21 protein-coding genes are annotated in these 24,855 nt (G+C 55.3%); 9 read left to right on the top strand and 12 right to left on the bottom strand.

The features are described 5' to 3' along the window. The first annotated feature begins 25 nt into the window (after positions 1-25). A complete protein-coding gene (locus WA318_RS18875; protein WP_336083632.1) occupies positions 26-751 on the top strand; it encodes a ribonuclease activity regulator RraA in 726 nt (241 codons plus the stop codon). Between the two features lie 79 nt (positions 752-830). On the opposite strand, the gene WA318_RS18870 is transcribed toward WA318_RS18875, so the two are convergent. From WA318_RS18870 to xylF, 5 genes are all read right to left on the bottom strand, one after another. Then, on the bottom strand, positions 831-2,081 hold the full coding sequence (locus WA318_RS18870; protein WP_336083631.1) for an ROK family transcriptional regulator: 1,251 nt from the start codon (positions 2,079-2,081) through the stop codon (positions 831-833). Positions 2,082-2,195: 114 nt separating this feature from the next. Further along, complete coding sequence (locus WA318_RS18865; protein ID WP_114099941.1) at positions 2,196-3,377, bottom strand: fumarylacetoacetate hydrolase family protein; 1,182 nt, start codon at positions 3,375-3,377, stop codon at positions 2,196-2,198. Beyond that, positions 3,374-4,240, bottom strand: coding sequence for an ATP-binding cassette domain-containing protein (locus WA318_RS18860; RefSeq protein ID WP_114099940.1), 867 nt, complete (start codon positions 4,238-4,240; stop codon positions 3,374-3,376). The genes WA318_RS18865 and WA318_RS18860 overlap by 4 nt, the downstream gene beginning before the upstream one ends. An 11-nt stretch (positions 4,241-4,251) precedes the next feature. Continuing rightward, positions 4,252-5,517 (bottom strand): sugar ABC transporter permease, encoded by a 1,266-nt coding sequence (locus tag WA318_RS18855; protein WP_336083628.1) that lies wholly within the window; start codon positions 5,515-5,517, stop codon positions 4,252-4,254. Positions 5,518-5,618: 101 nt separating this feature from the next. Next, positions 5,619-6,650, bottom strand: coding sequence for a D-xylose ABC transporter substrate-binding protein (xylF, locus tag WA318_RS18850; protein ID WP_114099938.1), 1,032 nt, complete (start codon positions 6,648-6,650; stop codon positions 5,619-5,621). Positions 6,651-6,893: 243 nt separating this feature from the next. Here xylF and WA318_RS18845 point away from each other — a divergent pair, with 243 nt between their 5' ends. Next, positions 6,894-7,655, top strand: coding sequence for an SDR family NAD(P)-dependent oxidoreductase (locus tag WA318_RS18845; RefSeq protein ID WP_114099937.1), 762 nt, complete (start codon positions 6,894-6,896; stop codon positions 7,653-7,655). A gap of 78 nt (positions 7,656-7,733) precedes the next feature. Further along, positions 7,734-9,896 (top strand): dihydroxy-acid dehydratase domain-containing protein, encoded by a 2,163-nt coding sequence (locus tag WA318_RS18840; protein WP_336083627.1) that lies wholly within the window; start codon positions 7,734-7,736, stop codon positions 9,894-9,896. 69 nt (positions 9,897-9,965) lie between these two features. Here WA318_RS18840 and purU read toward each other — a convergent pair whose 3' ends face one another. The 6 genes from purU to WA318_RS18810 form a co-directional block, all read right to left on the bottom strand. Beyond that, positions 9,966-10,850 carry a formyltetrahydrofolate deformylase gene (purU, locus tag WA318_RS18835; protein WP_114099932.1) on the bottom strand — a complete coding sequence of 295 codons (885 nt, stop codon included), beginning with the start codon at positions 10,848-10,850 and terminating at the stop codon, positions 9,966-9,968. Positions 10,851-10,932: 82 nt separating this feature from the next. Beyond that, positions 10,933-12,237, bottom strand: coding sequence for a type III glutamate--ammonia ligase (glnT, locus tag WA318_RS18830; RefSeq protein ID WP_336083626.1), 1,305 nt, complete (start codon positions 12,235-12,237; stop codon positions 10,933-10,935). Between the two features lie 86 nt (positions 12,238-12,323). Then, on the bottom strand, positions 12,324-13,652 hold the full coding sequence (locus tag WA318_RS18825) for an FMN-binding glutamate synthase family protein (protein WP_114099930.1): 1,329 nt from the start codon (positions 13,650-13,652) through the stop codon (positions 12,324-12,326). 46 nt (positions 13,653-13,698) lie between these two features. Continuing rightward, positions 13,699-14,385, bottom strand: a complete 687-nt coding sequence (locus tag WA318_RS18820) for a GXGXG domain-containing protein (RefSeq protein WP_114099929.1) — start codon at positions 14,383-14,385, stop codon at positions 13,699-13,701. Between the two features lie 84 nt (positions 14,386-14,469). Then, positions 14,470-15,366 carry a class II glutamine amidotransferase gene (locus tag WA318_RS18815; protein WP_336083624.1) on the bottom strand — a complete coding sequence of 299 codons (897 nt, stop codon included), beginning with the start codon at positions 15,364-15,366 and terminating at the stop codon, positions 14,470-14,472. A gap of 118 nt (positions 15,367-15,484) precedes the next feature. After that, positions 15,485-16,126 carry a helix-turn-helix domain-containing protein gene (locus WA318_RS18810; protein WP_114099984.1) on the bottom strand — a complete coding sequence of 214 codons (642 nt, stop codon included), beginning with the start codon at positions 16,124-16,126 and terminating at the stop codon, positions 15,485-15,487. Between WA318_RS18810 and WA318_RS18805 the strand changes: the two genes are divergently transcribed. The 6 genes from WA318_RS18805 to WA318_RS18780 all read left to right on the top strand — a co-directional run bounded on the left by WA318_RS18805 (position 16,116) and on the right by WA318_RS18780 (position 21,876). Then, a complete protein-coding gene (locus WA318_RS18805) occupies positions 16,116-16,448 on the top strand; it encodes a hypothetical protein (RefSeq protein WP_336083620.1) in 333 nt (110 codons plus the stop codon). The genes WA318_RS18810 and WA318_RS18805 overlap by 11 nt on opposite strands. Before the next feature lie 141 nt (positions 16,449-16,589). Next, complete coding sequence (locus tag WA318_RS18800; RefSeq protein WP_114099927.1) at positions 16,590-17,723, top strand: aminomethyltransferase family protein; 1,134 nt, start codon at positions 16,590-16,592, stop codon at positions 17,721-17,723. Positions 17,724-17,804: 81 nt separating this feature from the next. Further along, a complete protein-coding gene (locus tag WA318_RS18795; protein ID WP_336083617.1) occupies positions 17,805-18,416 on the top strand; it encodes a dimethylamine monooxygenase subunit DmmA family protein in 612 nt (203 codons plus the stop codon). Next, the gene (locus tag WA318_RS18790; protein WP_336083615.1) at positions 18,413-19,378 is read left to right on the top strand and encodes a PDR/VanB family oxidoreductase; all 966 of its coding nucleotides are present in this window, start codon (positions 18,413-18,415) and stop codon (positions 19,376-19,378) included. The genes WA318_RS18795 and WA318_RS18790 overlap by 4 nt, the downstream gene beginning before the upstream one ends. Before the next feature lie 14 nt (positions 19,379-19,392). Further along, complete coding sequence (locus WA318_RS18785) at positions 19,393-20,433, top strand: heme-dependent oxidative N-demethylase family protein (RefSeq protein WP_336083613.1); 1,041 nt, start codon at positions 19,393-19,395, stop codon at positions 20,431-20,433. 78 nt (positions 20,434-20,511) lie between these two features. After that, positions 20,512-21,876 carry an NAD(P)/FAD-dependent oxidoreductase gene (locus WA318_RS18780; protein ID WP_336083610.1) on the top strand — a complete coding sequence of 455 codons (1,365 nt, stop codon included), beginning with the start codon at positions 20,512-20,514 and terminating at the stop codon, positions 21,874-21,876. A 453-nt stretch (positions 21,877-22,329) separates the two neighbouring features. Here WA318_RS18780 and WA318_RS18775 read toward each other — a convergent pair whose 3' ends face one another. Next, positions 22,330-24,711 (bottom strand): DUF1989 domain-containing protein, encoded by a 2,382-nt coding sequence (locus tag WA318_RS18775; RefSeq protein WP_336083608.1) that lies wholly within the window; start codon positions 24,709-24,711, stop codon positions 22,330-22,332. Positions 24,712-24,855 lie beyond the last annotated feature (144 nt).

Below are 24,855 nucleotides of genomic sequence, written 5' to 3'. Positions count from 1 at the left end.
CCGGGCAAACCCACGGAGACAAAATATGAGTGATTATGTCCTGAGCAGTGCGACACGCGACAAGCTCAAGAAAATCAGCACCGCTTCGCTGTGCACAGCACTTTTCAAACGCAATCTGCGCAACCAGTTCATCCAGAATGTTCATCAGGTTGCCCCCAAGGATGAAAACATGGTCGGGCAGGCCTATACGCTTCGCTATATCCCGGCCCGCGAAGATCGCAATCCGATCGAGGTTTTCCGCGATCCGAGCCATCCACAGCGCGTGGCGGTCGAACAATGTCCGGCCGGTCATGTTCTGGTGATGGATAGCCGCAAGGATGCACGCGCGGCGTCTGCCGGATCAATCCTTGTTACCCGCCTGATGAAACGCGGTGTCGAAGGTATCGTGACCGATGGCGGTTTCCGTGATGCCGAAGGCATCGGCAAGCTTGCCATTCATTCCTATCACTCCCGCCCGTCGGCGCCGACCAACCTGACCCTGCATGAGGCCTATGACCTTAATGTGCCAATCGGATGCGGTGATGCACCGGTATTTCCGGGCGACGTTCTGGTCGGGGACAAGGACGGTGTTGTTGTCATTCCGGCCCATCTGGCAGATGAACTTGCCGAAGAATGCGCAGGCATGGAAAGTTTTGAGGACTTCGTTCTTGAAGAAGTCCTTTCAGGCAAGCCGATCATTGGCCTTTATCCGGCAACCAAGGATGAAACCAAGGCCAATTACGAAGAATGGCGCAAGAAAAACGGGCGTTAATCCGCACGTTTCAAGTCATGTACGACAAAAGAAAGCCGCTCCGAACAGAGCGGCTTTTTTGTTCGTGGCATGCTTGTGGCTAGATCGTTGTGATGGCCTGAAACATGTTCTCGTCATGCCGCAAAAGGCTTTGACCAATCGCCCCTTGCAGGGCCAGATCCTTGTCCCAGGCCAGATGGGTAATTTCGGGTCCGCGCCGTAATTCGGGAACCTGTGCCTGGGCAAGACCCTGCATCAATTCCGGCTCCATCATGTCATAGGCGCGTGCGCCTGATCCGGTGATGAAAATCTGTTTGGGCCCCAAAAGGGCAATCAGATTGGCGATGCCATATCCCAGCACCTTGCCTGCATGGCGAAACAGATCCGCCAGATCCTCGTCGCCTGCGCGTGCGCGGGCAACCAGATCCATCATCTGTTCTTCGCTTGGATGCAGGCTGTTCGTATCGGGAAGATCAATCAGGCCACGGGCATCGCGCAGAATGGCGTAATCCCCGATATAGGCTTCAAGACAACCGCGCTTGCCGCAATTGCAAAGCGGACCATCAGGTTGATATTTGGTGTGGCCGAACTCGGCGGCCGTACCAAAATCGCCATTATAGACCGACCCGTTCAGGACCAGCCCCATGCCGATGCCATAGCCCAGCATGATGACGGCAAAATCGCCACCACGATGCAGGTTGGTATTTTGCGAAATGGCGGTGGCGATACAGTTGGCATCGTTTGACATTTGCACAATGCCGCCAAACCGTTCGCCCAGCGCCTTGGTCAGCGCGATGTTGCGACGACGAAGGGCGGGGGACCATATGATCTCGCCGCTATTGCTGTCACATACACCTTGTACAGCAATACTGATGCCTGCCGGTGGACGGGCCGAGAAATCCTTGTGCTCTTCGATAAACCCGTCGATCAGTCTGATCAGGGTTGCGATGAGTTCTTTCTCGTCAAGATCGCGGGTATTGATACTGTGTTCAGAGCTGCATTCGATCTCGCCCTTGAAATTGCCAAGGGCGATTTCGATCAGATTGATCGTGATCTTTACGCCAATAACGCAGGCAGCGTTGGGAACGAGGTCAAGCAGAACCTTGGGGCGACCACGGGTGGATCCGCCATTCCCGTTGCCGTTGCTGCCGGTTCCGGTTGCTGTGCCCTGGCTTTCATGTACCAGCCCCTGTGCCATCAGGTCAGCGGTCAGCGATGTTACGGTCGCCGGGCTCAATCCCGTTGCGGTGCCGATATCGATACGTGCCGCAGGCCCGTGAATGCGCAAGTAACGCAGAATTGCGATCTGGGATGGCTGGCGTGGGGTGTCGGCTTCTGTACGGCGGCTCATGAAGCGGCTTAGTATCCTTTGGGATGGCAAGGCGGGCTTTTCGCCCGCCTTGTAAATATGGGCATTTTTTATCCCGTTTTGGCAAGGGGATAGAAGGGGCGTGTGTTCTGTATGTTACAGAAGTCCGCGTGCAGCCAGATTGGTCATCAGGGCGGTAATGCCAAAGTGCCAGGGATTGATGGCGTCCGACCGGTCAACCTGATTGATCAGCTTGCCAAGGGTTGGTGTCGAAATGGTGACCAGATCGCCCATTTCATGGGTAAAGCCCTTGCCTGCGCCACCGCGATCATCTGTGGGCGCAAACATCGTGCCCAAAAACAGCATGAAGCCATCAGGATATTGATGGTGCTTGCCAATCGCCTGACCAACAAGGCTTTCGGGTGTGCGGCTGATCTGGCTCATCGAGCTCACCGCATCAAGGTGATAGCCATCCATGCCGTCAACGGCCATGGCGATATCTGCGGCCTTGACGGTTTCAAGCGTGAAGTTGTCGTCAAACAGGCGAATGAACGGGCCGATCGCGCAAGAACCGTTATTGTCCTTGGCCTTGCCCAGAAGCAATGCGGATCGACCTTCGACATCACGCAGATTGACGTCATTGCCAAGGGTCGCGCCGACAATCTTGCCTTTGGACGTGACGGTCAGGACAACTTCGGGTTCCGGGTTGTTCCAGTTTGAAATCGGATGGAGACCGACATGCGCTCCATGGCCGACTGCGGACATCACCGGTGACTTGGTAAAGATTTCCGCATCCGGTCCGATGCCCACTTCAAGATATTGCGACCATGCGCCTTTTTCGATCAGGACGCTTTTGATCTCGGCGGCCTTTGCCGAGCCCGGTTCAATCTGTGACAGGTCATCACCGATGATGCCGGTGATTTCGGTTCTGATCTGGTCGGCTTTGCTGGCGTCACCGCGTGCCTGTTCCTCGATCACGCGTTCCAGCAGGCTGGCGACAAAAGTCACGCCGCTTGCCTTGATCGCCTGAAGATCGTTGGGGCTCAGAAGATGGGCGGTTTTGGTGTCTGTGCCCGGACGTGACTGTTCAAGAATGTCGCTCAGTGAAGCTGCTGTCGGGAAGCTTGCCGGATTGGACAGGCGCGCAATCAGGTCATCGCGTTCAAGCAACTGGCTGATCGTCGGGGCAAGATTGCTGATATCGCGCAGATTTTCGCCATCAACCAGAACCGGGGTCGGGCCGGAAACCCGCGGGTCCCAAATGCGCCCGATCAGAATTGCACGATTGGCATCGTGGGGCAGGATATCGGATTGGTTTACCGGAAAGCCTAGGGTCATTGGGTGTTCTCGCTTGTTTCGCTTTGATGTGCGGTGCTTGCAGGAGGCAATCCGTCCGGTGCGCCGGGGGCGTTGGTCGCCCCGGGTCCGGCCAGATGCAATAGATGTTCGGGCATCTTGCCCAGAATGATCATGCCAAGAACGTCATCATGGGTGACATCTTCTGTGCGGACACTGCCGACCAGTTTTCCGTTTTTCATCACATGCAGGCGGTCGGAAAGATCAAACACATCATGAAGATCGTGACTGATCAACAATATACCGAGCCCGTCACGTTTCAACTGATCAATCAGTTCGCCGACCATCTTTGTTTCATGCACGCCAAGGGCCGCACATGGTTCATCCATGATAAGAACGCGGGCTTCAAACAGAAGGGCGCGCGCAATCGCAACCGATTGCCGTTGCCCGCCTGACAGGGCCGAAACGGGGGAGGTGAATTTTTTGAAATTCGGATTCAGACGATGAAGAACCTCACGGGCCTTGTGTTCCATCGCCGCGTCATCAAGGAAGCCGAACCGGTCGATGATCTCGCGCCCCAGAAACAGGTTCTGGGCCGCATCCAGATTATCGGCAAGTGCCAGATTCTGATAGATCGTCTCGATATTGTTGTCCCGGGCATCGCGGGCATTTTCGATTTTGGCTTCCTTGCCATCGACAATGATCTGCCCGCTATCGGCCTGATATGCACCCGAAAGGATCTTGATCAGGGTCGATTTTCCGGCACCATTATGGCCCAGTACCCCGACAACCTCGCCGGGATAAAGGTCAATCGAAACGCCGTCGACTGCCTTGACCCCGCCAAAGCTGATATGGATATCGCGCATTTCGACAAGCGGATCTTTATTCATCTCTGTGGTCGTCATATCCGGTCTCCTTACGCGGTCGGGTCGCTGTAACGACGGTGGAAATACTTGTCGCTAAAGACAGCCAGAACAAGAACCAGCCCGATGACAATACTTTGAAGGGATGTATCCACACCCAGAAGCGCCATGCCGCTTTGCAGGCTTTGCATGACAAGAGCACCAATCAGCGCACCGTAAATTGTGCCAACACCGCCCGCAAGCGACGTGCCGCCAATCACAACGGCTGCAATCACGCGCAATTCATCAAGTGTCCCCAGATCGTTGCCGGCAGACTGCAGGCGGGCTGATGATATCGCAGCGCTGATTGCGCACAGGACGCCCATCAGGGCAAAGACGGCAACGGTCATGCGTTTGACATTGATCCCGGCAAGCTCGGCTGCCTGCGGGTTGCCGCCAATCGCAAAGATATAGCGACCAAACCGGGTGCGCTTGACGACAATGGTCAGAACAATCGCAACAAGCGCAACGATCAGAAGCGGGATCGGAATGCCGTGCGAGATTTCAAGATTTTCCGGGGTGACCGGAATGCCCTTGTTCTCAAGCAGGCGCTCGGCAGCGCGAATTGGCAGGTGATAGGCGTTAAGGGTCGTGATTACAGCAAGAACCAGACCGGCCTTGATGATGGTATTGGTATATTCAGCCCAGATCGGTTTGACCGGGAATTCAAAAGAAAGACGACGGCGGCGTTCCATGATGGCGGCATAAATGATCGCAAGAATGGCAATCAGGGCCACGATCCAGCTCCAGGTCGCGCCAATCGTACCTTCGATGCCGCCGCCCAGAAGGATGTAGTTATGGTCAAGCGGGGCTACTGTGCGTCCTTGTGTGACCCACCATGCCGATCCGCGCCAGACCAGAAGGCCGCCAAGCGTGACAATAAAGGCCGGAACACCAAGATATCCAACGGCAACGCCCTGCAATCCGCCAATAGCCGCACCAAGAGTAATGCCGATCAGAAGGGTCAGGATCCAGGTGGCCGGATGATTGTAATCCAGAAACTGTGGCAGAAGATCGGTCTGAACGACCCCCATGATCATTGCCAGAACACCAAGAATGGCGCCGACCGAAAGGTCGATATGCCGGGTGACAATGATCAGAACCATCCCGCAGGCCATCACGGCAACGGATGCCGTCTGAACCGACAGGTTAAAGATGTTGCGCGGGGTAATAAAACGCCCGCCCGATGCGATATCAAAACCGATCCAGATGACCAGCAGAACAACGGCAAGGCCAACCAGTCGGCGGTCGACTTCCATTTTAGAAAGTAGTCGTGACATGAAAACGCTCGTAAGGCAGCGGGGCCGACATGCTGTAATCTGCGCACGGCAACAGCAGCCGACCCCGGGTTAAGCTAGGCATAAGGAACTAAAAGCGAACCTTAGTTGCAGGCAGATACCTTGCCGCTCGGAACGCCTTTGCATACGACGTCTTTGGAAACCCATCCGGCATCAATCACCAGATCAAGCTTGTTCTGGGTGATCGCAACCGGATCAAGGAAGAAGGATTTCATGGTTACGCCATTCGGGCTGTTCCAGTCCTCGGTGCCCGGAACTTCGCCAAGCTTGGTGCCCTTGGCCAGCTTGACTGCGATCTCGGCAGCCTGCTTGCCCAGAAGACGTGCGTCTTTCCAGACCGAAACCGTCTGGGTGCCAAGTGCAACACGGTTCAGCGCAGCATGGTCACCATCCTGACCGGACACCGGAATGCCCTGCATGCCTTGTGCGGAAAGGGCGGCAACCACACCGCCAGCCGTGCCGTCGTTGGAGGCAACAACTGCATCGACCTTGTTATCCGCAGCGGTCAGGAACTGTTCCATGTTGCGCTGAGCAATGGCCGGCTGCCAGCTGTCGGTATAGGCCTCGCCGACAACCTTGATGGCACCGGAATCAATCGCTGCCTGAAGAACCTCAAGCTGACCTTCGTGAAGGATGTTGGCGTTCGGGTCGGTCGGTGCGCCCTTGATGAAGACGTAGTTGCCCTTGGGCTGTGCGCCAAATACGGCTTCGGCCTGAAGGCGTCCGACTTCCTTGTTGTTGAACGTAATGTAGTAGGCGTTCGGATTTTCGATCAGGCGGTCATAGCCAACCACCGGAATGCCTTCGTTCAGTGCCTGTTCGACGGCCGGGCCGATCGATGCGGAATCCTGTGCCAGAACGATCAGTGCATCAGCACCGCGTGCAATCAGGCTTTCAATATCGGCAAGCTGTTTGGACGGATTGCTCTGTGCGTCGGCACTGATGTATTCCGCGCCAGCAGCTTCGAGAGCAGCCTTGATTGCGCCTTCATCGGTTTTCCAGCGTTCTTCCTGGAAGTTCGACCAGCTGACGCCAACCGTCAGGTCAGCGGCAAAGGCATTGGCAGACAGCAGTACGGTACCGGCCAGCATGGCCGTTGAAAGGAGTTTTTTCATCGGTTTCTTCCCTGAATGAGTGTGTCTTGTGATGACATTTATTTTTGTTGTCGAAAAAATGTTGACGCGAAGTGAGCGTCCTGTCAAATTTTTTTTAGTGAATAAATTAAAAACTGACCTTTAGACGATCAAATTGACCCCAAACCGGGTATCTTCAGTTGATTTTTGGCTGTTTTGTTCATGGTGCACCGCATCATTTAATTTGGTTGCCTAAAATAAAACAAAGAGATGACAGGGAACGTTATGACAGCGAGTTATCACGACATTGACGGGAAATCCGTGCTTGTAACCGGCGGTGCGTCGGGGATCGGGGCTTCTATTGTCCGTGCATTCTGTGCCCAGGGGGCACGTGTCGGATTCTTCGATATTGATGACGATGCAGCGCAAAAGCTGATTGACTCGATCCGCGACGAAACAGGTGTCGCACCTGTCTACAAATCGCTTGATTTGCGCATGCAAACGGCGATTCCCGGCGCTGTTCGCGAAATATCTTCCGCCATTGGAACCATTGATGTTCTGGTTAATAACGCGGCCCGCGATGATCGTCACTCCCCCGAAGATGTCGGACCGGATCAATGGCGCGACGGGCTCGATGTCAACCTGAACCATCATTTCTTCTGTGCGCAGGCCGTGGCGCCGGGCATGAAGGAAAAGGGGGCTGGCAGCATCATTAATTTCAGTTCCGTAAGTTATATGATGGGGCTGCCTGACCTTGTGACCTATGAAACCGCAAAGGCCGGGATCATTGGTCTGACCCGTGCTTTGGCGCGTGATTGGGGGCATGACGGTATTCGCGTAAATGCCGTGACGCCGGGCTGTATCATGACGCAGCGACAGCTGGATCTTTGGATTTCGCCCGAGGATGAGGAACGCATTCAGCAACAGCAATGCGTCAAGCGTCGACTGGTTGGTGATGATGTTGCGCAGATGGTGTTGTTTCTGGCCTCTGATGTGTCATCGGCCTGTTCTTCGCAAAACTTCATTGTGGATGGCGGCATTGTCTGATTAATGGCAAAGTCAGACAGATAGCCCTGCCGTTTCACCTTTCACGTCCGTTTTCGCTTCGATTGAGAAACATCCATTATGTCGCCCACGAACCTGCCCGCATCTCCGATCATCATTGATGAAAAAGCCAACCCGTATCGCGATTGTATTCAGGGTCTCGCCAATCAGCCGATCACGGTTGTCAAGTTGCTGCGCGATGCGGTCAATGAAAATCCGGTGGTTGCACGCGACCGCAGTTTCGCTGTGCCGGAAATAAAGGATGTGGTCGGGCGACTGGTCGAAAACCGGCCGCGCATCGCAATCATTGGCGGGGCACCCGATCATCCGGCTCATCTTCTGGATCGGCCTCAGGCCCTGATGGCGGCAATCCGCATATGGGAAATGGGCGGGGTGCCGTTTCTGTTTCATGTGCCGGTCATCTGTGATGGCACGGCGCAAAACAATATCGGGCAAAGCTACTCGCTGGCATCGCGCAATCACACGGCTGCTGCCGTCAATATCACGTTTGAAGGCCACAGTTATCACGCGGCCTATGTGATTGCAGGCTGCGACAAATCCCCCGCTGCGGTTGTTGCCGGATTGGCCGCCGCCGATCATGCGCGTGCCTATCGCGGGGATCAGGCCCCGGTCTGGGCGGTCTTTGCGCCGTCACATGTTCTCAAGGGCGGGGAAATTCCCGAAGGCACGCGACGGATGCTTGATCAAATCGCGTCAGACGCCGATCAGGCCGGACATGATGATCTGGGCTCCGATATTCGCGAAAACATGCGCTATATCCTGCAATGCACCTCGGACGAGGCTTTTGCCGGGTTGCTTGAACGCGCAAGATTGCTGGGGCTGATTGACGCCGGTCTTGAGCGCCGTGTACTTGATCAGCTTGCGGCGGCAACATGCGATTCAAAGGGCGGAATTTGTGCCTTTAACGGCACGGGCAATTCGTCGCGCACCATGTTGGCGGCCTTTGGTCTGACCCCGCCGGAACTCGAACTTCTGACCGATGTGCCACCCTTTAGTGCCGTGGCCGTGGGTGTTGATGCGCTGTTTAATGTTTTCAACAAGCCGGAATATGCGATTGGCAATTTGTTGAAATCCAACTTTGCCAATTTCGTGCGCATCCATAATGCGACGGGATCAAGCAGTAACATGCTTTTGCATCTGCCTTTCATGATGCGCTATGCCGGGTTCGATGTATCGATTGATGATTATCAGGATGTCCGCACGAATACGCCGGTACCGGAAATCTTCGCCCATAGCCTGACTGAAAATCGCGATACCTTTGTCCTGGCCCGGCAAATGGCCGAGGGTAAAAATCGCGGCATGGAAAGCATCTATCGCATTCTGGCCGATCTGGGTGTGGCGATGGATCTTGATGCGCCAACGGTTCTGGGAAAATCCTGGGCCGAACGGATTGCCGGTCTGGAAAATCCGGTTGATTTGGCCCTTGGTGATGCATCGGTTATTCGTGCGACCCCGGTTCGCAGTCGGTCCGGGGTGGATGTGATCACCGGCAGTTTCTTTGAAAATTGCGCGGTCAAGACGTCGGGTATGAGCGACCATTTGCTGTCGCATTTCGACGACCATGTTTTCATCGTTCGCTATTACGAGAACGAACATGTCTGTAACGGTGATTTCGCATCACCTGATCTGGTCACGCGCCTGATTGAAACCGATGGGGTGGATGAAGACCTGATTGCTGCGGTCGTGCGCCGCAATGGCGGCAATAATGTGGATATGGATGCCCCCAAAGACATGCTGGCGCAGGGGCACTTGTCCTTTGCCTTTGTGATCGGCGGGCAGGGGCCCGAAGCCTATGGCATGCCTGAAATGTTTTCCCCATCCCAGAATTTGCGCCATCACCGCATTCTTGAAGCATCCTCAATGCTGATCACCGACGGGCGCTATTCCGGGGTGACCAAGGGGGCCTGTATCGGCCATATGGTGCCCGAAGCCTTTGCCGGTGGCGGGATCGGATATTTGCGTGACGGGGATGTGTTGCGTCTTAACCTGACGACCCTGAAACTCGACTGGCTTGATCCGGTGGCCTTCCTGAAAGGCGAAGAACGTGCTGCCGATCCGCGGGATATGAAGGAACGGGCCGAACTGTTCGAAGGGCGGATGCTGCGGATGGAAGCCCGGCAATGTGATATCGCGGCAAGTAACGTCCTTGATGCGATTGGAAATGCGGCGCGCGGCATCGTCCCACGCGCAGTTGACCGCCGTGCAATCAAGTCCTGGCGTTAATGCACAGGTAAAGCAAAACGCCCCGGCTTGTCGAAAGGCCGGGGCGTTTTTTTATGTTCGGGATGCAGCTTACCCCATGCGTTCGGACGCATAGCTTCCCGGGCTAGGCGGGAAGACAATCGTGCGATTGCCGTTGATAAAGGATCGGTGGTGAATGTGGGCGTGGACCGCACGCGCAAGAACCTGACTTTCAACATCACGCCCGATTGAAACATAATCGGCCGAATTCTGGGCGTGGGTGATGCGCGCAATGTCCTGTTCAATGATCGGGCCTTCATCAAGATCGGCGGTCACATAATGCGCCGTCGCCCCGATCAGTTTCACGCCCCGTTCATAGGCCTGACGATAGGGATTGGCCCCCTTGAAGCTTGGCAGGAAGGAATGGTGGATATTAATGATCTTGCCGCTCATTTTCTTGCAAAGATTATCCGAAAGAACCTGCATATAGCGCGCCAGAACAATCAGCTCGACCTCGCTGCTGGCAACCACATCAAGAAGCTTTTTCTCGGCTTCGGGCTTGTTGTCCTTGGTCACCGGAATGTGGTGGAACGGGATGTCGTGATTAACAACGACCTTTTGATAGTCAAAATGGTTTGAAACCACACCGACGATATCAATCGGCAAGGCCCCGATCTTCCAGCGATACAAAAGGTCATTCAGGCAATGGCCAAACCGCGACACCATCAGAAGAACCTTCATCTTTTCGGCACTGTCGTGGAACTGGTAATTCATGCCAAACTGGGTTGCCGGACCATCAAAGCCACGTGACAGGGTTTCCTGATCCACGCCTTCTTCGCTGACAAACGCAACCCGCATAAAGAACAGGCCGGTCTCCATGTCGTCGAACTGGGAACTGTCGGTAATGTTGCAACCCTGTTCCGCCAGATAGGTTGAAATGGCGGCAACAACACCGCGCTGGGAGTCACAGGTGACTGTCAGAACGTAGCTTTTCATCTCGTCTGGCTTTCAAATTGGCAGTGATTGAAAATAACCCGGCCCCGTCCATCGGGGAATGTCTTGGGGCCGGGCAGAAGCATCAGATATCAAGCGTGTTTTCGCGTTCCCATTGCGAGAAATGCGATACGTATGAATTCCATTCTTTTTGCTTGAGCTTGAGAAACGCCTTGGAAAACGCCATGCCCAATTCGGCCTGAAGCGCCTCGTTGCGGCCAAATTCACGCACGGCATCAAGAAGGTTAAGCGGCAAACGCGGCGCGTCCTTGACCAGATGACCTTCTTCATACATGTCGATGTCGTAATGCGGTCCCGGATCGGCGGCATTGGCCATGCCATCCAGTCCGGCTGCGATGATCACGGCCTGCAACAAATAGGGGTTTACAGCCCCGTCTGGCAGGCGCAATTCAAAACGTCCCGGTCCCGGTACGCGCACCATATGGGTGCGGTTATTGCCAGTCCAGGTCACGGAATTCGGGGCCCATGTTGCCCCCGAGATGGTCCGTGGTGCATTGATACGCTTGTATGAATTGACCGTCGGGTTGGTAATTGCCGCCATCGCGGATGCATGGTTCATGATGCCGCCAAGGAAGTGCTTGCCCTTGGCCGACAGGCCGAACGGCGCATTTTTGTCGGAAAAGGCATTTTCCCCGGCATCGTTCCAGACCGACACATGGCAGTGGCAACCATTGCCGGTCTGCCCGGCAAAGGGCTTGGGCATGAAGGTCGCACGCAGGCCGTGCTTTTCGGCAATCGATTTGACCATGAACTTGAAGAAGGAATGTTTGTCTGCGGTTTTAAGCGCATCATCAAATTCCCAGTTCATTTCAAACTGGCCATTGGCGTCTTCATGGTCGTTCTGATACGCACCCCAGCCCAGTTCCAGCATGTAATCACAGATTTCTGCAATCACGTCATAGCGGCGCATGACCGCCTGCTGGTCATAACAGGGCTTTTCCGCGGTATCTGCAGCATCGGAGATCGATGCGCCGTCCTCGGTGATCAGGAAGAATTCCGCCTCGACCCCGGTTTTGACATTCAGGCCAAGCTTGGCGGCCTTGGCAATCTGGGCCTTAAGGACATTGCGCGGGGCCTGTTCAAGAGGCTGGCCTTCCATCACGCAATCGGCGGCTACCCAGGCAACATCGGGTTTCCACGGCAATTGAATGACAGAATCAGGGTCGGGCACAGCAAACATGTCCGGATGGGCCGGGCTGAGGTCAAGCCATGTGGCAAATCCTGCAAATCCTGCGCCGTCTTCCTGCATGTCAGCAATCGCCTGGGTGGGAACAAGTTTGGCGCGCTGTCCACCAAACAGGTCGGTATAGCTGATCATGAAATACTTTATGCCGCGTTCCCGGGCAAAGGCTGATAGATCCTTGGTCATTGAAGTCCCCTGACGAATTTTATGCAGTGCCAACGGTTATCCCGGCGTGCCAAAAGGCACACCGGTTCCGGTGGTGCGTTAATGTTCTAGAATCCTCCCTGACCGGGAATCCAACTGGTCCCGGCAAGCGGTACACCGGCCATGGCCGCCGCTTCGATATTCAGTGCGCACAGATCCTCGGGTTCGAGGTTGTGCACATGATTTTTGCCGCAGGCGCGCGCAATTGTTTGCGCTTCAAGTGTCATGACCTTCAGGTAGTTGGCCAGACGCCGACCGGCGGCAATCGGGTCAACCCGTTTCATCAGGTCGGCATCCTGGGTCGTGATGCCTGCGGGATCACGGCCTTCATGCCAATCGTCATACGCACCGGCAGTGGTACCAAGCGCGTTATAGTCTTCTTCCCATTTGGGGTCATTGTCCCCGATGGCGACCAGTGCGGCGGTGCCGATGGAAACAGCGTCCGCGCCAAGGGCCAATGCCTTTGCCACGTCTGCGCCATTGCGAATGCCGCCAGATACGATCAGTTGTACTTTGCGATGCATTCCCATGTCTTGCAACGCTTTTACCGCCGGGCGGATGCAGGCAAGGGTCGGCTGACCGACATGTTCAATAAACACTTCCTGGGTTGCGGCCGTGCCGCCCTGCATCCCGTCAAGTACGATGACATCGGCACCGGCCTTGACCGCAAGGGCAACATCGTAATAGGGGCGTGCCCCGCCAACCTTGATAAAGATCGGCTTTTCCCAGTCGGTAATCTCGCGCAGTTCCTGAATTTTAATCTCAAGATCATCCGGGCCGGTCCAGTCCGGATGACGGCAGGCGGAACGCTGGTCAATGCCCTTGGGCAGGTTGCGCATATGGGCGACACGATCCGAGATTTTCTGACCCAGCAACATGCCGCCGCCGCCCGGCTTTGCACCCTGACCAATGACGATTTCAATCGCATCGGCGCGTTTCAAATCGCGCGGGTTCATGCCGTAACGTGACGGCAGATACTGATATACAAGGGTTTCGGAATGACCGCGTTCTTCTTCGGTCATGCCGCCATCGCCCGTTGTGGTCGACGTGCCCGCAAGGGTGGCCCCGCGTCCAAGTGCCTCTTTGGCCGGACCGGAAAGAGAGCCAAAACTCATCCCCGCGATGGTAATCGGAATTTTCAGCTCAATCGGTTTCTTGGCAAAGCGTGTGCCGAGCGTGACCGAGGTTTCGCATTTCTCGCGATATCCTTCGAGCGGATAACGCGACATCGATGCACCAAGGAACAGAAGGTCGTCAAAATGCGGGACCTTGCGTTTGGTGCCGCTTCCGCGAATGTCATAGATGCCCGTGGCAGCCGCACGACGGATTTCCGAAAGGGTGTAATCATCAAAGGTTGCCGATTTGCGCGGCGTGGTAACGGGATGTTTGTGGCTCATGGTCTGATCCTGTTTCTGGGCTGAAACGATGTTTCAGCGCTGCGCGTCAATAAGCGTCGGCATTGTCGATATTGAAGTTGTAAAGCTGGCGGGCAGAGCCATATCGCGTGAACTCTTCGGGTTTCACATCGGTAATGCCCGCATCGGACAGAAGCTTGCCCAGAAGCTCGATATGTTCGGGGCGCATGTCCTTTTTGATGCAGTCAGCACCCAGCGATTTGACCTTGCCGCGCACGAAAAGCCGCGCCTCATAAAGTGAATCACCCAGCGCGTCCCCGGCATCGCCAAGAACAACAAGATTGCCCGATTGCGCCATGAAGGCCGACATATGGCCGATATTGCCTTTGACCACGATGTCGATGCCTTTCATCGAGATGCCGCACCGTGACGAGGCATTGCCTTCGATCACCAGCAAGCCCCCATGGGCGGTTGCCCCGGCATACTGGCTGGCATCGCCCTTGATCACGACCTTGCCGGACATCATGTTTTCCGCCACACCCGGACCGGCATGGCCGTGGACCGTGATATTGGCGGTTTCATTCATGCCCGCACAGTAATAGCCGACACTGCCCTTGATATGGACATCGACCGGGGCATCAATCCCGACAGCAACCGCATGGGCGCCACGCGGATTGATGACTTCGAATTCCGCGTTCTCACCATTTTTATCAAGCGCATGAAGTGACGCATTCAGCGCGCGCAGTTCGGTGGTTGCAAGATCAAACACTGGCATGTGTGTTCCTTCCTTAAGCGACCGCACCAATCGGGCGGTCGGGTCGGGGCGCGCTATCGCTGCACCCGACAGGGTTCTTGATAATCAGTGTTCCCAGAAATAAACCGTGGCCGGTTCCGGTTCCCAAACCCGGGCATCCTCGATGCCAGGCAGGTTCACAAGCGCGCGATATTCCGACCCGAACGCGACATAGGCATCGGTTTCGGCCATCACGGCGGGCTTGCAGGCAATCGGATCGCGTACCACGCCAAAGCCCGACTTGGTGCCAACGACAAAGGTGAAAAACCCGTCAAGGTCATCAAGCGCGCTGGTCAGTGCTTCGCCAAGGTTCTTGCCCTTGGCCATTTCACCGGTCAGATAGGCTGCGGCAACCTCGGAATCGTTTTCGGTTTCCATGTGAATGCCCTGATGGGACAGTTCACGGCGCAGGTTGTTGTGGTTGGAAAGCGACCCGTTATGGACAAGGCACTGGTCCAGTCCGGTCGAAAACGGATGCGCGCCAAGGGTGGTCACCGCACTTTCGGTTGCCATACGGGTATGGCCAATGCCGTGCGTGCCCGACATGTCGGAAATCTTGAACCGTTCGAGCACATCCTTGGGAAGGCCGACTTCCTTATAGATTTCCATGACACTGCCCGTGCCCATCACCCGGACATTCGGGCGCAATTCGCCAAGCGCCTTGCGGGTGGCATCGATCTGGTCGGCGGCAACCGTGATGACCGCATGCGTGCTTTTGGGCAGGATGGATGCATTTGAAATCCCGGCTGCGCGCAATTCATCGGTCAGACCGGCGAAGTCGGTTTCAGGGTCCGGGGACTGAATTGTGAGTTTGGCCAGATTGTTCTGATCTGCACCATAAATGGCGATCCCCGCACTATCAGGGCCGCGATCGGTCATGGTCACCAGCATTTCCGACAGCAAAGTGCCGAGCTGCGGTTCCAGACTTTTATCTTTAAGGAATAAACCAACAATGCCGCACATGGCAGGACAGTCTCCATTCTGTTGCTGGAATGGAGACTAACTGCTCGCGATTGCGGAATCAACTCTTAAGAATAAAAATTTCATCAGGGTGAATTATATTCTTCACCGTGAAGAAAGTTTACGCCCGTGCGGGATAGCAGATGATCGACAGGTAACGGATTGGAAATGACAGAAGTTCTTCCGGTCCGTGGCGTGCATCTGCGTCAAAAAACAGGCTGTCACCGGCTTGCATGTAATAAAGCTGGTCCCCGTGGCGATAACGCACTTCACCCTCAAGCATATAGATGAATTCCATGCCTTCATGCTGGAAGGCGGGGAAGCTGCTCGACTCCTCGGTCAGTGTCAGCAAATAGGGTTCGACCACAACACCGCTGGTATTGTTATCAATATGCCCAAGCAGGTTATATTCATGGCCCGCGCGCGTGCCGCGCCGTTCAATGGCAATGCCTTCGCCCGATTTGACAAACACCGCATTGCGCGGTTCCTCATAGCGGCGGAAGAAATCGGTCAGCGGCACGCCCAGCGCACTTGCCAGCGCCTGAAGCGATGTCAGCGACGGCGATGTCACACCATTTTCAATCTTTGACAGCATCCCCATCGAGATGCCGGTTGCCGATGCCAGATCGGCGATGGTGATGCCAAGTTTCTTGCGCAAGGCGCGAACTTCATGCCCGATCGCGATTTCCAGATTGTTCTCCTTCGGCTCACGAAGAGCATGCGGGTCCTGGGTGAGGGCGGCCGGTTTGTTCATGGAGTCCATGCTGTGTCCTTGCTCGCTATTTGAATTGCTGTGTTTCGGCGTCTTCGAATTCGTATCTGCCATCGTGGCGGCTTCCTTCGCCACCGGGGCCGCAGTCAGGCGGGCCGGTGCATTTCCTGATCGTTTCCTGTCGGACCGCCTTTGCGGCTGTCTTTTATTTTTGGCCATTGCGTTGCAACGAATTGTGCTGTCGAACGACAATCATGCCTTGCTGATTCATTTAAACTGCCAGGAAAGATTTATCAACTACAGGGAAAATCATTTTCCGACTTCGCAGGTTTCCCGCAGGGCAAATAAATTATTGCGATGCCGCAGAAAATAGCACTTGAGGAATAAATATTTAACTAGATGAAAAATAATTATTGCGTTCGCGAACAACTTGCCGCCAGAATGGAGAACATAAAAAGCCAATAATTGCGCGCTGATTGCGCGAAAGGGCGATCAAAATCAGGAGGCCATCACAATGACTGCAAGCTGGAGATTTTCCGCACTTGCCGACCGTCACCGGGCGCTCGGTTCCAATCTTGAAGACTGGAGCGGAATGGGAACGGCATGGACCTATGACAAGGATTGGGACGAGGAATATATCGCCATCCGTACCAAGGCCGGAATCATGGATGTTTCGGGCCTGAAAAAGGTTCACATCACCGGTCCCCATGCATCGCATGTCATTGACTACGCCACCACGCGCAATGTCGAAAAAATCTATCCCGGCAAGTCGGTCTATGCCTGCATGCTCAATGATCAGGGCAAATTTACCGATGATTGCGTGATTTACCGCATGGGGCCGAATTCATGGATGGTGGTTCATGGGTCGGGCACCGGCCACGAAGAACTGACCCGTGCGGCCATGGGACGCGATGTATCGGTGCGCTTTGATGACAATCTGCATGACCTGTCATTGCAGGGGCCGCTTGCGGTGGATTATCTGGCCGAATATGTGCCGGGCATTCGCGATCTTCCCTATTTTCATCACATGCAAACCCAGCTGTTTGGTGCACCGGTAATGATTTCGCGCACCGGCTATACCGGTGAACGCGGTTACGAGATTTTCTGTCGCGGACAGGATGCCGGAATGATCTGGGACCGTATCGTTGCCGAGGGTGCTGATATGGGCATCATTCCGACCCGCTTTACCACGCTTGATATGCTGCGTGTTGAAAGCTACCTGCTGTTTTACCCTTATGATAACTCGCAGATGTATCCGTTCGAAAACGAAGGACCGGGTGACACCCTTTGGGAGCTTGGCCTTGATTTCACGGTCAGTCCCGGCAAGACCGGTTTCCGCGGGGCTGAGGAACATTACCGTCTGAAGGGCAAGGAACGATTCAAGATTTTCGGCATCCTGTTTGATGGCAAGGAAGTCCCGGCCGAGGGGGCTGCTGTCTTCAGGGACGGCGAGAAGGTCGGCGTTGTGACCTGTGCGATGTATAGCCCGCTTAAGGATCAGACCATGGCAATTGCCCGACTGGCCGTTGAGTGTGCCGAACAGGGCGTGCGTCTGGAAATCGCTGGTGCCGACGGCATGCTGGGTGGCATGGCCCATACCATGCCGTTCGATGATCCGACCAAGTCCAAAAGAACTGCCAAGGGTTGATGCGCCGCGCCGGGGGCCGTCAGAGGCCCCCGGATCGCCAAGCCGATCCTTTGGCTTCTGACAGAACGGGACCCCGCTACCATGTCTGAGAGTTTGATAGAAGAAAGCATTCTTTCCCGCCCGACCTATGGCACTTTGGCCATCGCGCCAGGCCTTGCACATTATTTCGTTGCCGATGCATCGGGCGCAGAATGCGTTATTCGTGTGGCCGAAGCCGCCCCCAGGGACTTCATGGAAAAGGTACATATTCTTTATGTGCCAACGCCCGGTGAAAATGCACTGATCACCGCCCTTTATGCATTGGGTGCAAAACGGTTCGAACATTTCCCGACCATTGATGATGCCGTTGCCAGGCTTGGTGACTGGTTGTCCGATGCCAGAATGGGCAGTCAGCTTTACCTTGCCGGGACGGAAACCCTGATTGGCAAGGCTGTGGCTGTGGCCGAGGAATGCGGTCTGGATCATAGTGCGGTCCAGTGTGAGCATCGCGGCAGTCTGGCCCGGCGGGTTCAATGCGTTCACTGCAAAACCATGATCGAAAAAGTCACCACCCAGCCGGTAAAATGCCCGTCTTGTGACCTGCTGCTTTTGGTGCGCGATCATTATTCACGTCGCCTTGCTGCCTTTCAGGGCGTTTGCATCAATGCCGAAGACCCGACCGAAGACATCGAAATCAGGGAGATGTTCAAATGAGTGCATCCGATCATCTGATCCCGGTGGTGGTTTCAAAGGTTGTCGAAGTCAATTCGATCATCAAACGCTTTGAATTCAAGCATATCGACGGCAACGAACTTCCGGCCTTTTCGGGCGGGGCGCATATCGTTGTTGAAATGCTTGATGGTCCGACCAGGCGCAAAAATGCCTATTCGCTGATGAGCTCGCCCTTTGAACGCGGCCAATATGCCATCTCGGTCCGGCGGGATGATGAGGGGCGCGGTGGTTCAAAATTCATGCATGAAAAGGTCAAAGCCGGGATGAAGATGAAAATCTCGCCCCCGGTAAACCTGTTTGCGCTTGATCTGCGGGCCAAAAAACATCTGATGATTGCCGGTGGTATCGGCATCACGCCGTTCATTGCCCAGATGACGCAGGCGACCGAGCTTGGGGTGCCGTTCGAACTGCATTACGCCGCACGCAGCGCCTCGCAGGCGGCCTATATGGACAGCCTGCAGGATCGCTTTGGCGATAATGTCCGTTGCTATTGTGATGATGCGGGCGGTGGCCCCGATCTGGTGGGCCTTTTATCTGATCAGCCGCTTGGCACCCATGTCTATGTTTGCGGACCCAGGGGCATGATCGAAGCCGTGGTGCAAACCGCAACCGGTCTTGGCTGGCCTGCTGCCCACATCCATTTCGAACATTTCCTTTCTCCGCCCGTCGGACAGGCATTCACGGTCCATCTGGCAAAGGCCGGAATTGATATCACGGTCGGGCCGGAACAAAGCCTGCTTGAAGCCATCGAGGCATCCGGGACCCCGGTCAATTGCCTGTGTCGTGGCGGGGCGTGCGGTCAGTGCGAAACAAAGGTCGTCAGTTGTGAAGGCGATATTGCCCATAACGACCATTGGCTTGACGACGAACAGCGTGCATCCAAGCAATTCATCATGCCCTGCGTTTCGCGTTTTCGCGGTGAACGCCTTGAGCTTGATCTGTAAGGGGGATTGGCAACATGACCATCCAGTTCAGAAACGAGACATTCCGCAACGATTTCACCTATGCCAACAGTCCGGGTAACATTCCGCGCTTTCCGTTCCCGTTCCCGGAAGACGTCTATATGTATTCCACCAATGTGGAACCGCATCACGCCACACGGGTCGGAAGCCCGTTTGAAAATGCCTTCGATGTGGACGAACATTATGTGGCGGAAATGAAGGATCGGGCATTGGTTCTGGCCGAGGATCCCGGACGTTGTCAGGCCCTGCCGCATATGGAAACAGCCGGTTGGGATTTTGTCGAACTGGTGATGGTGTCCAAGGCGCGCGACTATCCCGATCTGTTCGAGCTGACCATTGACGGGGATCGCTGGCACTGGATCAACAAGCCGCTTCAGATTGATGACAGCTTTATCTTTGGTGACAGTTCGACCCTGCCATGCCATCCGATGGAATATATAGGTCGTCAGGTGCAGGGCGATCACGCCATTCTGGATCAGCGCGATGGCAATCTGTGGCTTGATGCCGGGATCATTACCGCACAAGCCGACTGGTCGCTTGATTTTGATATCGGCATGAACTTTTTTGAATGGCATGCACCTGTGCCGCTGGCCCATGAACTTGGCGTGTTTCAGCGTGCCCTGAAATTCCTGCTTTCCCTGCCGCAAGGCCAACCGTCCCGACGTCTGAACTGGACGCTGACGGTTAATCCCAGGCTCGATACCAGCCCGGAAAACTACCCGAAATGGGGCCCGGATCGCACCACGGTGACGCCTGAAAATATCGGGGAAAAGGTCCATCTTCGGGTCGAACTTCAGACCTTCTGGCGGTTGCCGCGTTCGAACGCGATCCTGTTTCCGATCCGTACCTATCTGATGGCGATGAACGAAGTCGTCACCCAGCCGAAATGGGGCCGTCGCCTGCATCGTGTGATGCGTGATCTGCGTCCGGAACTGGTCGAATACAAGGGTTTGTCGCGCTATCACCCGATGCTGGTCGAGTGGCTTTCGCAATTTGACGACGGTGCGCCGACATCGCCGGGGATTTTCCCCGACTAAGCCTAAAGGCACGAAAAACGGCACAAAAAACAGCCGAAGGGAGGACAAGGAAAATGGTTTATAAGGGGATCAAAGGCAATGACACTTCGTGTTGCGATCATCGGAGCCGGCCCGTCGGGCATGGCGCAAATGCGTGCATTCCAGTCAGTAGCAGCCAAAGGGGCCGAAATCCCCGAAATCGTCTGTTTTGAACGTCAGGAAGACTGGGGTGGTTTGTGGAACTACACATGGCGTACCGGTCTTGATGAATATGGCGAGCCGATCCACGGGTCGATGTATCGCTATCTGTGGTCAAACGGGCCCAAGGAATGCCTTGAATTTGCCGATTACACCTTCGAGGAACATTTCGGCAAACCGATTGCATCCTATCCGCCGCGTGCGGTGATCTGGGACTATATCAAGGGCCGGGTGGAAAAGGCCAATGTGCGCCCGTGGGTGCGGTTTAGAACCCCGGTGCGCAGTGTCGAGTTCGATGAAGAAAGCCAAACGTTTTTGGTGACCGCGCACGATCTGAAAAATGATGTGGTTTCGACCGAGGAATTTGACTATGTGATCGTGGCAAACGGGCATTTCTCGACACCAAATGTGCCGGAATTCCCGGGCTTTGAGACCTTTGGCGGGCGCGTGCTTCATGCCCATGATTTCCGCGATGCCCTTGAATTCAAGGACAAGGATATCCTGATCATCGGCACATCCTATTCGGCCGAGGATATCGGATCGCAATGCTATAAATATGGCTGCAAATCGGTCACTGTCAGTCACCGCACCAATCCGATCGGCTTTGACTGGCCCGATAACTGGGCGGAAGTACCGCTTCTGACCAAGGTCGAGGGCAACACAGCCTGGTTCAAGGACGGATCATCGCGTGATGTCGATGCGATCATCCTGTGTACCGGCTATCAGCATCACTTCCCGTTCCTGACCGATGATCTGCGTTTGAAAACCGCTAACCGTTTGTGGCCATTGGGTCTTTATAACGGGGTGGTGTGGGAAGAAAACCCCAGGCTGATGTATCTGGGCATGCAGGACCAGTTCTATACCTTCAACATGTTTGATGCACAGGCATGGTATGCCCGTGATGTCATCATGGGCCGTCTTGATCTGCCGTCAAAGGACGAAATGAAGGCCGATAGTCAGGCTTGGCGGGATCGTGAAGAGGGTCTGAAAGACGATCATGACATGATCTGGTTCCAGGGCGATTACACCGCCCATCTCATTGAAATGACAGACTATCCGATGTTCGATATCGAAGGGGTCAACAAGACCTTCGAGGAATGGGAGCATGACAAGGCCCATGACATTATGGGCTATCGCAACAAGTCATACCGATCGCTGATGACCGGCAATATGTCCCCGGCCCATCATACGCCCTGGCTCGATGAACTTGATGACAGTCTGGAAGCCTATTTGCAGACCGGATTAAAAAGCAGCGCTGCAGAATAACGCTTATTATTAGATAGAAACTCATAATCGCACGGCCTTCTCTTGGCAGAGCAAACTCGCAGTCACCCCCGCGCATGTCGCGGGGTTATTTTTGTATGAGGATTGCCTTTGTGGAGGCACGATGCCAGAGGCATCCCGGCGTGGGATCGGGCGGACGCGGAGCAGTGGGCAGTATCGGGCAGGGGCGGAGCAGGGTCAGGCAGGGGCAGCGCTGGATCGGGCAGTGTCAGAGCAGTGTCAGAGTAGGGGCAGATCTGGGTAGGAGCTGGATCAGATACGGTCAGAGCTGGACCGAGCAGGCCCGAAGCAGCGGCGGAGCAAGACCGGAGCAAAACCGGGCCAGATGCCTTTTGCTGCGTGGAAATGGATGGGGAGCATGAAGTAAAAAGCACGCCTGACGGGAAGGTCGGGCGTGCTTTGGATGGTTTGCGCTAAAGGTGAGGGTTGCTCACATTACGAGCGTGGCTTGGTTTTTTCCGGGTCGTAATGCGGGAAGGCGGTGATTTTGGCCGGAAGACGCATCATGTGACCGTCAAGTTTGCCAATTTCGACCTCGGTGCCGATATCGGCATGGGCGATGTCGATCCGGGCAAGGGCGATGTTTTTGCCCAATATGGGGGATCGCATGGCGCTGGTGATCACCCCGATCTGGGCGCGCCCGATATGGATGCAATCGCCGTGGCTGGCTGCGACATTGCCATCAATCTCGATCCCGACCAGTTTGTGGGACGGATGTTCCTTGCGCCGGATCAGGGCATCGCGGCCGATAAAGTCATCTTCCTTGGATTTCAGCGGCACCGTAAAGCCGATCCCGGCTTCGAACGGGTCGGTCTGATCGGAAAATTCGTAATTGGCAAAGATCAGGCCTGCTTCGATGCGCACCATATCAAGGGCCGCAAGCCCCATCGGGGTCAGGCCATGGGGTTCGCCTGCTTCCCAGATCGCATCAAAGACCGTGATGGCATCCTTGGGATGGCACCAGACTTCGTAGCCCAGTTCACCGGTATAGCCGGTGCGCGACACGACAACCGGTGCGCCCTTGGCATCACCGATCCGGCCAATAGTGAATTTGAACCAGCCGACTTCATCAAGTTTGGGCTGATGGGGTGGTGTCCAGATCACCTCGCGCAGGATATCGCGGCTTTTGGGGCCCTGAACGGCGATATTGTGCATCTGATCGGTCGAGGACCGGATCAGGACCTGAAGCCCCAGTTCGGTTGCCTGTTCGCGCAGCCAGACACCGCTATAATCATCCCCGCAGATCCAGCGGAAATTGTCCTGCCCCAGACGCAGCAATGTGCCGTCATCCATCATCCCGCCATGGGGATAGCACATGGCGGAATAGACAACCTGACCGATGCCGAGCTTTTTGATATTACGGGTCAGACAATGCTGCATCAGGGTTTCGCTATCGGGGCCGGTGATTTCGAATTTACGAAGGGCCGAAAGGTCGATCACGACGGCCTTTTCCCGGCAGGCGTAATATTCTTCGATCATGCCAAAGCCGGTATATTCATGCGCCAGCCAGAAGCCCTTATATTCGACGAAGTTGCGGGTCAGTTCGGCAAAACGCGGGTGAAAGGCAGTTTCCTTGGTCATTTTTGCTTCGGCCTCTGCAGTCGGTCGCCAGGCAACGGCATGGGTGAACTTTTCCGCGCTGTCATAGGCGCGGATGTGAATATCGGTCGGTTTCCAGCCATTGGCCGCCGTGGTGTCATCCGGGCAGGCCGAAGACACGCAAACAAGATCGGTCATGGCGCGCAAAAGTACATAATCGCCCGGACGCGACCATGGCTGATCGGCATACATCACGCCGTGATCATCAATCCCGGTATTGAAAAAGAAATTGATCGCCATCCAGCCAGCACGCGGATCAACCCCGTGTGCGGCAAGCGCCCCGTTGAAGTTATCCGTGCAGTTCACATGTCCCGGATAGCCGATATCATCGTAATATTTGGCGGCACAGGCCATGGCAAAGGCGTCATGTCGCCCGCAGGTGTCCTGAATGACCTCGACCAGCGGGTCCATATCCTGATCATAATATTTGGCATGAAGGCCGGGCATGGGATAGGCGTGGCCCATCAGGGTGCGGGTGGTGGTGACGTCAAGCGGGTTTTGAATGCCACGATCCAGCTTGCGGGCATCAAAGCACTGAAAATCGGTGCATTGCCGCCCGTCGACATCGAGAATCTGGATATAGTCGCCAGCCTTGATTTCATAGGCGCGTGCGGTTGCCGCATTGACGCGCAGATCAAGGACCGGATCAGCCAGCGGATCGGGCAGGGCAAAGCTGTAGGTGTCGTGATGATGGGCGCGTGTGATCGCAACGCTTACCGGACTTGCGGTATTATGGGCATCAATCTGCATGACCGGTGCCGGGGTGGCGATAATCACAAAGCCATCAAATTGCACCGTCAGGTCGATCCGGTCGCCCGCCGGGCTGGCATTGCCAAAAACGCGCAGCGCAAGACAGTTTTCAAGGGTGACATCGCGACGTTTAAGTGTCTGGGCAAAGCGCACAAGGCTTGTGTCATAGGGATCGGATAAAAGGTCAATCAGGCCGCGGGGCTTGCCATGCGGCAGATGTTCAAAGATCGATGGCAGTGACCCGCCCGACGGATCAAGACCAATCAGTTCAACCGTCTGCATGCCTTCGCTATTGGTCAGGGTCAGCTGATCGCCTTCGCGCAGCGCAATAAGGGCCGCGCCCCGACCGGGAATTTCATAGCGTTCGGTGTTGCGTGCCATGGCGGTTCGGCCAGCATTGATAATACGGCTGGGGCGGGCGGCGCGCACGGCATGAGGATCAGAAAGGGACTGGGAAAGGTCGATCATTGTGGCCTCTGCGGTGAATGATCTATGCGGGCACAGGCCAATCTGGTCGCTGTGTGCGGTTGATTGTCAGGTCAACCGGGCAGGAGATGCGAGTGTCTGTGCACGGTGATGATCTGTCCGGTGTGATCATCAGAAGAAAGACCG

Source organism: Thalassospira sp. CH_XMU1448-2 (assembly GCF_037027285.1).
Taxonomy (GTDB): domain Bacteria; phylum Pseudomonadota; class Alphaproteobacteria; order Rhodospirillales; family Thalassospiraceae; genus Thalassospira; species Thalassospira profundimaris_C.
Note: the sequence above shows the minus strand (reverse complement) of the source record. Positions and strands in the feature narration are given on the sequence as shown.

Excerpts from the sequence above, each read along its gene's own strand:
- WA318_RS18810 (WP_114099984.1), bottom strand. The coding sequence starts at position 16,126 with ATGGACTCCATGAACAAACCGGCCGCCCTCACCCAGGACCCGCATGCT.
- WA318_RS18860 (WP_114099940.1), bottom strand. The coding sequence starts at position 4,240 with ATGACGACCACAGAGATGAATAAAGATCCGCTTGTCGAAATGCGCGAT.
- WA318_RS18820 (WP_114099929.1), bottom strand. The coding sequence starts at position 14,385 with ATGCCAGTGTTTGATCTTGCAACCACCGAACTGCGCGCGCTGAATGCG.
- WA318_RS18800 (WP_114099927.1), top strand. The coding sequence starts at position 16,590 with ATGACTGCAAGCTGGAGATTTTCCGCACTTGCCGACCGTCACCGGGCG.
- WA318_RS18825 (WP_114099930.1), bottom strand. The coding sequence starts at position 13,652 with ATGAGCCACAAACATCCCGTTACCACGCCGCGCAAATCGGCAACCTTT.
- WA318_RS18845 (WP_114099937.1), top strand. The coding sequence starts at position 6,894 with ATGACAGCGAGTTATCACGACATTGACGGGAAATCCGTGCTTGTAACC.
- WA318_RS18870 (WP_336083631.1), bottom strand. The coding sequence starts at position 2,081 with ATGAGCCGCCGTACAGAAGCCGACACCCCACGCCAGCCATCCCAGATC.
- WA318_RS18790 (WP_336083615.1), top strand. The coding sequence starts at position 18,413 with ATGAGTGCATCCGATCATCTGATCCCGGTGGTGGTTTCAAAGGTTGTC.
- WA318_RS18865 (WP_114099941.1), bottom strand. The coding sequence starts at position 3,377 with ATGACCCTAGGCTTTCCGGTAAACCAATCCGATATCCTGCCCCACGAT.
- WA318_RS18775 (WP_336083608.1), bottom strand. The coding sequence starts at position 24,711 with ATGATCGACCTTTCCCAGTCCCTTTCTGATCCTCATGCCGTGCGCGCC.
- xylF (WP_114099938.1), bottom strand. The coding sequence starts at position 6,650 with ATGAAAAAACTCCTTTCAACGGCCATGCTGGCCGGTACCGTACTGCTG.
- WA318_RS18840 (WP_336083627.1), top strand. The coding sequence starts at position 7,734 with ATGTCGCCCACGAACCTGCCCGCATCTCCGATCATCATTGATGAAAAA.
- WA318_RS18785 (WP_336083613.1), top strand. The coding sequence starts at position 19,393 with ATGACCATCCAGTTCAGAAACGAGACATTCCGCAACGATTTCACCTAT.
- WA318_RS18795 (WP_336083617.1), top strand. The coding sequence starts at position 17,805 with ATGTCTGAGAGTTTGATAGAAGAAAGCATTCTTTCCCGCCCGACCTAT.
- purU (WP_114099932.1), bottom strand. The coding sequence starts at position 10,850 with ATGAAAAGCTACGTTCTGACAGTCACCTGTGACTCCCAGCGCGGTGTT.
- WA318_RS18815 (WP_336083624.1), bottom strand. The coding sequence starts at position 15,366 with ATGTGCGGCATTGTTGGTTTATTCCTTAAAGATAAAAGTCTGGAACCG.
- WA318_RS18780 (WP_336083610.1), top strand. The coding sequence starts at position 20,512 with ATGACACTTCGTGTTGCGATCATCGGAGCCGGCCCGTCGGGCATGGCG.
- WA318_RS18805 (WP_336083620.1), top strand. The coding sequence starts at position 16,116 with ATGGAGTCCATGCTGTGTCCTTGCTCGCTATTTGAATTGCTGTGTTTC.
- WA318_RS18855 (WP_336083628.1), bottom strand. The coding sequence starts at position 5,517 with ATGTCACGACTACTTTCTAAAATGGAAGTCGACCGCCGACTGGTTGGC.
- WA318_RS18875 (WP_336083632.1), top strand. The coding sequence starts at position 26 with ATGAGTGATTATGTCCTGAGCAGTGCGACACGCGACAAGCTCAAGAAA.
- glnT (WP_336083626.1), bottom strand. The coding sequence starts at position 12,237 with ATGACCAAGGATCTATCAGCCTTTGCCCGGGAACGCGGCATAAAGTAT.